The sequence below is a fragment of the Nitrosomonas supralitoralis genome, from assembly GCF_003011925.2.
GTDB lineage: Bacteria > Pseudomonadota > Gammaproteobacteria > Burkholderiales > Nitrosomonadaceae > Nitrosomonas > Nitrosomonas supralitoralis.
The window spans coordinates 129,495-141,280 of the sequence record NZ_PXXU01000002.1 but is presented as its reverse complement, the minus strand read 5'-3'; the positions used below and the strand labels follow the sequence as shown (position 1 = coordinate 141,280).

At 38.7% G+C, this 11,786-nt stretch carries 11 protein-coding genes and 1 other RNA gene; 4 read left to right on the top strand and 8 right to left on the bottom strand.

Annotation, left to right across the window (positions count from 1 at the left end):
* Positions 1-306: 306 nt before the first annotated feature.
* Complete coding sequence (ppa, locus tag C7H79_RS01125) at positions 307-840, top strand: inorganic diphosphatase (protein ID WP_106705452.1); 534 nt, start codon at positions 307-309, stop codon at positions 838-840.
* 92 nt (positions 841-932) lie between these two features.
* On the opposite strand, the gene C7H79_RS01120 is transcribed toward ppa, so the two are convergent.
* Positions 933-1,730: a sulfite exporter TauE/SafE family protein gene (locus C7H79_RS01120; RefSeq protein ID WP_106705451.1), complete on the bottom strand. Its 798-nt coding sequence runs from the start codon at positions 1,728-1,730 to the stop codon at positions 933-935.
* A 31-nt stretch (positions 1,731-1,761) separates the two neighbouring features.
* Complete coding sequence (locus C7H79_RS01115; protein WP_106705462.1) at positions 1,762-2,217, bottom strand: EVE domain-containing protein; 456 nt, start codon at positions 2,215-2,217, stop codon at positions 1,762-1,764.
* A gap of 161 nt (positions 2,218-2,378) precedes the next feature.
* Here C7H79_RS01115 and C7H79_RS01110 point away from each other — a divergent pair, with 161 nt between their 5' ends.
* Positions 2,379-2,972: a thioredoxin domain-containing protein gene (locus C7H79_RS01110; protein WP_242447074.1), complete on the top strand. Its 594-nt coding sequence runs from the start codon at positions 2,379-2,381 to the stop codon at positions 2,970-2,972.
* A gap of 64 nt (positions 2,973-3,036) precedes the next feature.
* Here C7H79_RS01110 and C7H79_RS01105 read toward each other — a convergent pair whose 3' ends face one another.
* The 6 genes from C7H79_RS01105 to smc form a co-directional block, all read right to left on the bottom strand.
* Complete coding sequence (locus C7H79_RS01105) at positions 3,037-3,669, bottom strand: HAD-IA family hydrolase (protein ID WP_106705449.1); 633 nt, start codon at positions 3,667-3,669, stop codon at positions 3,037-3,039.
* Between the two features lie 72 nt (positions 3,670-3,741).
* Positions 3,742-3,918: non-coding RNA, 6S RNA (gene ssrS, locus C7H79_RS01100), on the bottom strand.
* A gap of 12 nt (positions 3,919-3,930) precedes the next feature.
* Complete coding sequence (locus tag C7H79_RS01095; protein WP_106705448.1) at positions 3,931-4,227, bottom strand: cell division protein ZapA; 297 nt, start codon at positions 4,225-4,227, stop codon at positions 3,931-3,933.
* Positions 4,220-4,417: a hypothetical protein gene (locus C7H79_RS01090; RefSeq protein ID WP_106705447.1), complete on the bottom strand. Its 198-nt coding sequence runs from the start codon at positions 4,415-4,417 to the stop codon at positions 4,220-4,222. Before C7H79_RS01090 ends, C7H79_RS01095 begins: the two co-directional genes overlap by 8 nt.
* Before the next feature lie 563 nt (positions 4,418-4,980).
* On the bottom strand, positions 4,981-6,186 hold the full coding sequence (locus tag C7H79_RS01085; protein WP_106705446.1) for a cell division protein ZipA C-terminal FtsZ-binding domain-containing protein: 1,206 nt from the start codon (positions 6,184-6,186) through the stop codon (positions 4,981-4,983).
* 77 nt (positions 6,187-6,263) lie between these two features.
* On the bottom strand, positions 6,264-9,812 hold the full coding sequence (gene smc, locus C7H79_RS01080; RefSeq protein WP_106705445.1) for a chromosome segregation protein SMC: 3,549 nt from the start codon (positions 9,810-9,812) through the stop codon (positions 6,264-6,266).
* Positions 9,813-9,904: 92 nt separating this feature from the next.
* Between smc and queF the strand changes: the two genes are divergently transcribed.
* Both queF and C7H79_RS01070 read left to right on the top strand, forming a co-directional pair.
* On the top strand, positions 9,905-10,324 hold the full coding sequence (queF, locus tag C7H79_RS01075) for a preQ(1) synthase (protein WP_106705444.1): 420 nt from the start codon (positions 9,905-9,907) through the stop codon (positions 10,322-10,324).
* Positions 10,325-10,477: 153 nt separating this feature from the next.
* Positions 10,478-11,761, top strand: coding sequence for a LysM peptidoglycan-binding domain-containing protein (locus tag C7H79_RS01070; protein WP_106705443.1), 1,284 nt, complete (start codon positions 10,478-10,480; stop codon positions 11,759-11,761).
* The last annotated feature ends 25 nt before the right edge of the window (positions 11,762-11,786 follow it).

Below are 11,786 nucleotides of genomic sequence, written 5' to 3'. Positions count from 1 at the left end.
CCATCACTGAATTTAGATTTCTTCATTGCAAAACCTTCTGCGTATAAATTCCAAGAAAATTCTACTTTTAATCCTTGTTATTTTTTTAGGGTGATTACCAGTCCTTGTTCTATTAATGGAGAACTTTAAACTCTTTCGGATCTAATTCCTTATCCTCTGCAGCGTGGTGCTTTATTTTTTTCTTTACTGCAAGCCGAGGCTGATGTTTGACAGTTGTTTCAGCCTTCAGTAGACTGAATTCAAAAGTAAAGACCCGTCAGGTAATAGCTTCTCCCTAAACTAGAAAATACGAATAAGGTAAGTTTCATGGATATCAGAGCAATCCCCGTAGGCGCCAATGTGCCTAACAATGTTAATGTCATTATCGAAGTGCCGATCGGCGGCGAGCCTGTTAAATATGAATTTGATAAACCATCTGGAGCATTATTCGTAGATCGCATCCTACACACACCGATGCGATATCCTGCTAATTATGGCTTTATTCCGCACACGTTATGCGATGACGGTGATCCACTCGATGCGCTTGTTATTGCCCGCTCACCATTCCTTGCTGGATGCGTGGTGCGGGCGCGACCAATAGCGTTGCTTAATCTTGAAGACGAGCACGGCGGTGACGAGAAGCTTATCTGCGTGCCGGATACAAAGACTTTCCCTTATTATGCTCACGTGTGCGAACGAGAGGATCTGCCCGATATTGTGTTTCAGCAGATAGAACATTTTTTTACGCATTATAAGGATCTTGAGCCGGAGAAATGGGTGCGCGTTGGTCGCTGGGGTGATGCAGCCGAAGCGCGTGACATGGTGACGCGGGCAATCGAAATGGCGAAAAGTGCAGATTAAATGACGATTCATCTGAAGTATGGCAATAGTCGGAAGCTATTGGATCTTGCTATTGAGGCAATTCGTTAAGAGGGGATGGGGATTTTCTTTGTTTAGATTAAATTGATTAACATTCTAATACCCAAGCCATACAGCAATACAACAAAAATCGTTCTTAAAATGGCGGTTCTGGTCGAGTGCGTGAGTTTCGCGCCGAGCGGCGCAGTCAACATGCTGGCGGATACCAGCCAGATTAATGCGGGGAGATAAACATAACCTAGGCTGTAGCTAGGAAGTGTTTCCGACTGTATCCATCCATTTGCAACATAACCGACAGTTCCCGCCAACGCAATGGGGAATCCAATAGCGGCTGCAGTGCCGATGGCGTGCTGCAGTTTAATTCTGCACAAAGTCAGGAATGGTACCGATAATAACCCGCCGCCAATGGCAACCAAGCTTGAAAGTACGCCGATAATGCCACCTGCGAACAACATACCGATTTTTCCAGGTAATTGAAACATTGCACTGGGACGAAATTGAAGCAGCATTTGTGTGGCGGCATAAAAGATAAAAATGACAAAAATAGTGCTCAGTAACTGACTCGTCATCGATCCTGCCAGGGTAGCGCCGCCGAAAGTACCGAGAAATATGCCAGGAGTGATATTTCTTACAATTTTCCAATCTACCGCACCATGCTGATGGTGGGTGCGCAAGCTGGTGATTGATGTGAAAATGATGGTGGCCATGGTAGTGCCGAGCGCCATATGCATGATGCGGTCGACGGGAAAGCTCTGAGCGGTAAACACGGTGATCAGCACAGGCACCATTATCAGTCCGCCACCGATTCCGAGCAAGCCGGCGAAGAAACCCACAAATGTACCGGTCAAAAGATAAATCAACCACCATTCCATGCGCGATCTGGATAAATAAGATTCAATACAATCATAGCATGCCTAGGATAAATTGCCATTCTGTCGGATCGACCGGAGTAATCGATAAGCGATTGCCAACTTGCAGTACCCGCATACGGCTCAGCTCAGCATGTTGCCTGAGTTCTTTGATTGGGATCAAGCGAGTTCTTTTTACTAGGGTAAGTTCAACATTAAACCACCGCGGGTTACTAAACGATGCTTTGGGGTCAAAATACTTGCTGTTGGGATTAAATTGCGAGACATCTGGATAGGCGGATTTGCTAACAGTTGCGATTCCCGTGATGCCGGGATCTTTGCAGCATGAATGATAGAAAAAGACTTGATCCCCGATATTCATTTGATTTTGCATAAAATTGCGTGATTGATAATTGCGTATGCCTTCCCAAGCAACGATTTGTTTCGGTAGTGCTGCAAAGTCGTCAATACTGAACTTATTAGGTTCGGATTTCATTAACCAGTAACGCATTTCTTGGTGGATTATAATGTTTTTATCAATAATACTGCGCAATAGTCTTAGCTTCTGTAATATGTCAGAGTTTCTATTCACTCATTCTAACTATTTTAGCTATGAATAATCACTTACTTTCTGATATATCGGTTGATACTTGGGTGCAAGGAGGGCCGATTGTGTTAAACAATTTAGTTGGCTCGGTGGTGTTGATTGAGGTTTTTCAAGTGAATTGCCCTGGCTGCTTTATTTATTCGTTACCCAAAGCTATCGATTTGCATGAACGCTTTCATCAACAAGGGTTGGTCGTGATCGGCCTGGCTACCGCATTTGAAGATTATGACAAGAATACAGTCGAGAATTTGCGGAAATTGATTACAACCGGTGAAGTGATCGGTGAAACACTTAAGGCCCTGAGTCAATATGGCATATTATCAGAAGGTAAGTTGCCGTGGCGAATCCCTTTTGCCGTAGGTATGGATCGAGTTGTGGCGGAAACTGAACCTGTTACCGATAAGCGCGTATTACGCTATGCCGGTGAATTTCTTCCAGATTTCGATACGCTTGACGATGAAAAGAAAAGATCGGTGCTGCAACAAGTTAGGCATTATTTGGAGCAAAAATCGATGACAGCTGAAACTTTCGAGCGCTTTGCGCTGCAAGGAACACCTTCGTGCATTTTGTTTGATCGCAAGGGTCAATTAAAAGATATTTCATTTGGTCAGATTGATTACAAGCAAGCAATGGTGGAACATTTCCTTGAAGAAAAGTAATTTTCCAAACTTTGTTTAATGTTTATTTCCAGAAGTGCATGATTGGGATATTACAAGTGTTACGCTAATCACTTAATAACTGTTCTTCGAGCCAAGCCTCAAATGCTTGATGATCATTTAAATCATATTGCCAGCACTGAAAACCAATTGCTTTCCCGACTGCAATGTTTGGTGGTTGATCGTCTATATAAATAGTCGATATCGGATTAAGTCTGTAAGTATTAATTGCGTACTTATAGATTGCAAGTTCTGGTTTCAGTGCCCCAATTTCAAATGATAATATTTTATGTCTAAAACATGAAAATTCAGGATATGTGGTAAAAATCCAAGGGCAGTGGATCGCACTGATATTGGAAAGCAAAAATAGCGAATGATTATTATTGGCAAGCTTTCTAACACATCGCCACATTGATTCATTGACCGTAAAAATTTGTTGCCAAGCCTGATAAAACTGTTCCGGCGAAGCATTACTTACCAAGATCTTCAGTGCCCAGCTCGCAAAACGTGCTGGATCGATCAATCCGATCTCTAATGCATCCTTTCTTTTCAGTACCTTCCGGATAAGCTCTTGGGGATTCTCAATATTTTCTGGGATCAGCTTTATTAGCGATGATTCAAAATCAAAATCAAGTAAGACACGGCCAATATCAAACAAAAAAATTCTTGGAGTAGGTGCAGTTTTTATTATTTGAGACATTGAGTGATTGTATTAGGTATCATAAAAACTAAAAGGACAAGAAATGTTTTGCAAACATTTCTTGTCCGGAAATAGCTCCCCACATATGCCGTCAGACCATCATCTTGAACCATGAGGTCCAAGGCGGTTGCTTCACGGATACATCAGGCACATCCATTAATGGCGCGCACAACAGTATCACTAAAATCCACAACCATTTTTTAAAAATGGTTCAAAGAATATAAGTCTTAACGAACACTGCAGGGATTAACCTTATTACTTCTAATCTTTCATCGTTATCGCTTCATCAACTTTCTTTTTTAACGTAATAATTCTACGCCTAAATTCATCTATGTCAAAACTTGTAGTGTTTCTTAACATCAATAACTCATGTGTGATTTTAAGCGCAGTAATTATAGCGATGCGATCAGAATCAACGATCTTTCCTTCTGCTTTGATAGCATTAGCTTTATTATCCAAGTAAGCTGCGGCGAGTTGAATTTCTTCCCGTTCTTCGTCAAGACATGCTATGGTGAATTCGCGCCCTAAGATAATAATATTTAATGGAGTGTTATTCATTTTCTGGAATATTTAACAGTAGTGCCTCAAGGCGGTCTGCTGCAACATGTATTTTTTCGTTTAATTTCTCGCATTGAGTATGAGAGTCCGCCAGTTCTCTTTGCAATTTTTTATTTTCTGCGCGGATATCCTGATACATACGTAAAAGTAAAAATACTTTTTCTTCTAAAGATTTTAGTTCTGTTTTCATAGGGCACAAATTTTGAACTATTAAAAGGTTAATGCGTAACCAAATTACAAATTCTGCTATCGCGCCCTGTTTCTCGATCGATACAATGATCGATATTTATTTTATTATTATTTGTACAAGCTTCTGTATCATTTTAATTTGCGGTGAGTGCCATCACAAAATGGCGCATTTCCGATTTTCTTGCTGGTATATTACCAAGACGTTTTGTTTTCATTGGTTGAAAACTTTTTTGGAGTGATTTCAGTAACCTTATGTCAGCCATCACATAAAGATTGAGATTTGCTCCAGTCACAACTGCATCAGTAATACTTTTTTTGATTGAAATTGAACTTCAATCAGTGAAAAGAATAACTCTGTGTTTATAGAGTAATTTATATTTATTTTATTGAATTATTATTAAATTTATTATTTATCATTAGCATAGATTGATATCCTAAAATTATTGCTGAGGAATATTTCATAACTACATATTCTAAATATCATTCTTACGAAATAATCAACAGTCTTTGTAGCGATTACGGATACTCAAGCATTTATCTTTAATATTTTTATCAAAATTTATCTTATACAAATAACCGTAAGGCGCTTGGGCTGCCCGAATTTATATGATTTTTTTTCATTAAAGATTGTATTTCTATCAGTTGCTGCTTGCTTTTTTGAATTCCACTATCGCTTAATGGAACTCGATTGTCATCAACCATGATTCCTCCAAGCGTATTGGTGAATATCTTGGCCAAATGTGTCATTTGATCGAATACTCTCTCTCCATGGGCAACTCTTGGCACATCCAATAGAAAAGTTACACCATGCGTAGTTAATGATTTAATATTCTCAAGTAGAAAAGGAGCAGATTCATAATTATTCAATGTGAATAGAATATTATTGCTATCGTCACGGTATTTAAATAATCCATCTGATTCGAGTCTGAATCCAGAAGCTTCCGCCAGCGCGCGGATCTTAGTACCAACAAATGCACCGTCATCTTTGCTAATAATATTAATACCTATCATGACATCGACCTCAGCGCAAAATCTATCAAGCTTCACAGCTTTTTCATTTGTACTAACAATATCCGGGCATTCAGCAGAAGCATTTACGTGTGAAGAAAAATCGAGAACCAAATCTCTAAATTTGGATAAATTGACTTCACTGATAGGGCCGGATCTGTCAGCAAGTTGCAAGCAGCCTTTCAAATGACAGTAGCCGTCACTATCCACATTTGATTCATTGGTAATCTCTTGCCACGGTTCATCTTTATCCTGTTGGCCCAACCAAAAAACAGGTTTCCCAAAATCAAATTTTCTTTGTAATAATTTCGCAATATGGGTATTGGCAATAACTGAATCCGATCGAATATTGACAATGTAGTTAGTGTTACTATCATAATCAAGCAGCGGGGAGGTCGCTGTTGAACTAGTACCGGAGCTTGCTTGAGAAGTAATATTGGTTGGGTGTGCAGGAGTCGGCGTAACCAATGTTTTTTTTGATTCAGCTGGCGGCAAATCATATTGGTCATTAGTCTGTATCACATTATCTAATGCTGAATCTGATGACGTTTTTTTGTTAAACTTAGGCTCAATACGTTGAAAAGGCTCATCAGAATTATGTGTATCTAAAAGGATATCATCATGTTCATGATCAAACGCAGCCTGTATTTTTCGCTGATATCGCAGCTGTTGCAGCCAGTTGAAGCCAGCAACAGCTGCGATAACGATGATGCCGATAATGATCAAACTTACCTGCAAATCACTCATAGTTAAAATCTCCATATTACCTCCTTGCTATTTCTTAAAGTTACTGCCAAGCGCAGCAGATTATGTCAGTTTTATATGGCTTATCACAATTACTAGGTCACGGATAGTTCTTCCTTTTTCCCCATCTTAATAGCATCCGCGAGATCAACGGCGACTATTCTTGATACACCTTGTTCTTGCATTGTAACTCCAATTAATCGCTGTGCCATCTCCATGGTTATTTTATTATGGCTGATATATAGGAATTGGGTTTGTTTGGCCATATTTTTCACTATTTCACAAAAACGCTTGGTATTACTGTCGTCAAGAGGCGCATCCACTTCATCCAATAAGCAGAATGGAGCTGGGTTTAACCGGAATAATGAAAAAATTAATGCCAATGCGGTGAGCGCTTTTTCTCCCCCGGATAATAAATGTATAGAACTATTCTTTTTTCCGGGAGGTTGAGCCATCAACAATAAACCTGCATCAAGAATTTTGTTATCACAGAACTCAAGTTTAGCTTCCCCTCCCGCAAAAATCACTGGGAAAATTTCATCTAAATATGTGTTTACCAGCAAAAAGGTTTCTTGCAAGCGGTTCTGTGTTTCTCGATCAATTTGTTGGATGGCACTGTCTAACGTAGCGATGGCTGCGCTTAAATCCTGTAACTGTGCCAGCAGATTAGATTCTCGTGCACGTGCAATTTTAAGTTCCTCTAATGCAGCAAGATTGACGGAACCAAGCTCTGCGATTTCCGCATTGAGCTGGTCGATTTCAGATTTTAATGCTGTTGTACTTTTTTTATTAATTAGCGGTAAGAGCAGTTCCGTATCTGCATTTGCATCATTGATCAATGCATCAAATTGATGCATTGAAATTGTGGCTGCTTGCTCTTTGAGTTGAAGCTTGTTCATACTCTCCCGCAATAAATGCGATTCTTGCTCTGATGTCATGCGAGTATTTTCAACTTCCTGCAAATTTCTTGTGATATCAGTTGCTTCAAGGCGTACTTGCGATGCGGATTGTTCAATTAATTTGCGTTGGGCTTGGGCATCTTGTAACAGAATATTGATTTGAGTAGTATCTAATACTTCAGCTTCCTTGAGCAGATTGGCACGATCTTCCGTGTATTTTTGTAGATCATTTTCATTAGCTTGAATGTGAGTTTCAATTTCAGTGACTTTGTTCTGACAAGTTTTAACATGGAAGGTGATTTCTTGTATTTCTTTTGCAGAAAGCAGTATTTTTTGGCGCAAATTTGCAAGTTCTTGATCTGCAGCTTCCCAAGTGGATTGAGCTTGTTTTATATCCTTTTTAAGGACTTCAATTTGTATCAAATTGTTCTCAAATCTTGCCTTTGCAGCTTCTTGCGATGAGATCTCATGGGCCAGAGTTTGCTTTATTTCATTCAATTCGCTATTAATTTGTTCATTGCGATGTATTGTACGTTCATTAGTTTGCGTGAGTCTAACAAGCTCAAGTTGTAGCTTGTGTCGCTGCTCTTGTGATTGTTTGCTATTCTCGTTAGCAGATTGAATGGCATTTGCCAATTCTATACACTGGTGTTCTGCTTTTGATATTATGGTACGCTGCTGCTGAAGTATTGATTCGTATTGATCTATTTCTGTTTGTGTTTGTATAAGTTCTTGCTGTCGAGACAATACACCATGCAAATCTGAATCAGGCGCATAAAAGGTTAAGCTGCTACGGTTAATTATATGTCCTTGCCGAGTTACTATTATTTCATCTGGCCTTAAAGTGGCTCGCTTAATCAGTCCTTCTTTCACGTCTTCTATGGCATAGACGGGATATAGCCAGTTTTCTAATACATATCGGATTTCAGGCTGATTAACCGTGATAAAAGAAAGCAGCTTTTCGCAGTTTAATTGGTGATTAATCGCTGCTTGTGACACTTCTTCCAATAAAATAGACTGGTTTTTTTCAAAAATTGTCCATTTCAAATTTGGCGAGTCATCAATCCAATTCAAAACATTATTCAGTTGTTCGGTTTCAATGCTGTTAAGTCGTTCGCGTAATACTGCCTCCAATGCATTTTCCCATTCTGGTTTGATATGTATTTTCTGCCACAAACGGGGTAATAAAGTCAATTGATGCTTACGGAGCCATGTATTAAGATCCTGATTATTATTAAGCCTGCTCTGTAGATTGTTTAATGCGGTAAAGCGGGCAGTAGCCTGAGTTAGTGCATGTTGCAGTTCTTGAATTTTACTAGTAATTTGTTGTTTGTTTTTGGTTGCTTTGGATAAGTGATTTTCTAAATTTTGGCACTTCAGATTTTCAGCTTTTAAAGCGCACTCGATTTGATCAATTTTTGATTGTAATTCAGTCAGCATGGATGACTCAACAAAAATTAATTCAGCTTGTTCACTTGATAAGCGCGTAAGTCGAGTATCAAGTTGTTGAATGCTTTTTTTTGCATATGAAAGTTGGTTTTCTTCTAACTGATTGGCTTGTTCTATTGTTAGAAGGCTATGTTTGTATTCGTTTAATTTTTTCTGGCAGCCGAGGAACTTGGTTTCAGCGACAGGAAGTTTATTATTTTCTTCGTTATGAATATGAATACTGCATTGATGGGATAACTCAGCTTCTGATTTTTGTTGCTGCCAGAGTCTGAGATTTTCTGAATTTGTTTCTTTTAATTGGTAACTCTTTTGAAGCTGAGCATCTACTTGCTGTGTTTGTTGTGTCAAGCGATCCTGCGTGCTTCTCAAGAAAGTTATTTCCTGTTGCAGGCGTCCTATTTCTGCATCAGCAGAATATAATTGTCCTTGTATTTGCAGCAATTGTTCATTGACGGCTTGTTCTTTCTTGCGTGCAACTTCAAATTCTTTTTCTGCATTGCGTTGCACCGCAAGCGTGACTTCCAGTTTTGTTTTAATTTTATGAATTTCTTTTTTGACAGAATCGCGTTGAAGAATTGCATCTGCTCTACGTTGCAGCCACAACAAAGATTGTGACTTATGCAATTCATCTTGCAATAATTTATACTGCATTGCAATATTTGCTTGAGTTTCTAGATGTTGCAATTGGGTTTCTAATTCCTGTCGGATATCTTCTAAACGTATTAAGTTTTTTCGAGTTTCAGTCAGGCGCAACGAAGTTTCGTGTCTTCTTTCTCGATACTGAGAGATTCCAGCAGCTTCTTCAAGAAAACTTTTTAATTCCTGTGGTTTCGCTTCTATGATCCGCGAAATCATGCCTTGTTCGATAATTGCATAACCCTGGCCACCAACACCAGTTCCAAGGAAAAGATCGGCAATATCACGTCGTCGAACTTGAAGGTTGTTAATGAAATAACTTGACACACCGTTCCGCTGGAGCGTGCGTTTTATTGCAATTTCAGTATAACTTGACCATTGGCCGGTTATTTTGTTTAAGTGATTATCAAATACAATTTCAACGCTGGCACGTCCAATAGCTTTTCGATTCCCCGACCCTGAGAATATAACATCTTGCATCGAATCACCTCTGAGGGCAGAAGCTTTTGATTCACCCAAAACCCATCGTACCGCATCAATGACGTTTGATTTTCCACAGCCATTCGGGCCTACAATACCAACAAGATTATGAAAAATCGTTATGGTAGTAGGTTCTGCAAAGGATTTGAAGCCGGCTAGCTTAATATAGGCAAGGCGCAATTTATTGTTTTTGAGATAAGGCAGTTATAATAGCTAAAGCGCATCGCGCAATTATAATTGTAACCGAATTAATTTATTCATGAGCATGAAGAATGGCCAGTAAACCTGATAAAACCCTTGAAACATTTCCAAATCCATTTAGCAACCGGGATTACCATATTCATATGGAAATTCCTGAGTTTACTTGTTTATGTCCTAAAACAGGGCAACCAGACTTCGCTACTTTGATTCTGGATTATATTCCAGACAAAAAATGCATTGAACTTAAAAGCTTAAAACTTTATATCTGGTCATATCGAGATGATGGTGTGTTTCATGAGGCAGTGACAAACATAATCCTCGATGATCTGGTTGCAGCTTTAAAACCAAGATATATTCGATTAATTGCGCGTTTTTATGTGCGCGGTGGCATTTTTACGAACATTATAGTGGATTATCGAAAAAAAGGATGGAAGTGTAAATCTTTGATTTTAATGCCAGAATTATCTGGACAATTAAACTTCCGAGAATGATTGTTAGTTCTTTACTTTAAAATATAATGATAATTATATGATTAATAACTATAAATTAGTTATATAAAACTATTTATATGAAAAAAATAGTTTGCAAAGAGCAAGTTTTTATATATCCTGTCAGACAGTATGGATTTATAGAAATATATATAGATGATTTTAAAAAGAAATGTTATTACAGCTATATTGTTGCCACTAATTTTCTTTGTGTGTTTGTTTTTATCGTTTAATGCATTTGCAGATCGATTATTGCAAGACAAAGCGCAGCATAATTCAAATTTGTGGGAACGAGTTCGTAGCGGATTTGCATTAACACTCCCGCCTGATAATAAAGCAATTCGTAAGATTGCAGCCTCATATATACACAATCCTCATACATTTAACCGTATTGTTTCAAACAGTGAGCGGTATTTGTTTTATATAATAGAGGAAGTTGAGCGCCGCGGAATGCCGATGGAAATAGCGTTGCTACCGATAATAGAGAGCGCTTATGACCCTTTGATTAAGTCAGATAGTCGAACAGCAGGTCTGTGGCAATTTATTCCGGAAACGGGGCGAATTATGGGCTTGGAGCAGAATGTTTGGCATGATGACCGGCGCGATATCGTGGCATCAACTCAGGCTGCTCTTGATTATCTTCAATATCTTTATCAAAGATTTGATAACTGGAAATTGGCTATTGCGGCCTATAATTTAGGTGAAGGTGCTATTAGTAAAATTTTAGCAAAGCACAAGCATAAAGGAAGATCTATTTATGACTTAAATTTGCCGGTAGAGGTAAAGCATTATGTTTACAAGCTATTAGCAATAAAGGATATTATTGCTAATGCCAAAAAATATGGCATACAACTGCGTTCAGTACCTAATCGTCCGTATTTTGATACAGTCAAAATACATGAACACATTGATATTCCGCTAGTTGCACGACTTGCGAATATTTCTGAAGCTGAATTTACTGCTTTAAATCCAGCATATAATCGTTACGTCATAAAGGTACTTGATGAGCCTCGGACTTTATTGATACCAAAAGAAAAGAAAGAGCTATTTGTTAGAAATCTAGAAACTTACCAAGACCCTCGGATTTCATGGCAGTTCTATCGCGTCAAGAAAGGAGAGAAAATTAATGATATTGCTGTCCGCCATGAAACGTCTGTAAAACAATTACAAACCATTAATGGGATTGCTAGAAATAAAAATCTTACGCTAGGGCAAAAAATATTAGTACCCGAGATCGTTGCAATGAGCCAGAGTCGGATTAATAGCTCTTCATGGAAGAAACAGCTAAAAAGTGATCAGTCTGTTTATGTTGTGAAAAAAGGCGACACTTTATATGAAATTGCAAGACGTTATCGCACAACGGTTGACCAAATTAAACGCTGGAATAATAGCGATGAGAGATTGTCGATTGGGCAGAAGTTGGTAATGCTGAGAAGTTAGTTTTTTCTAAGTGTTTTTTCTGGCC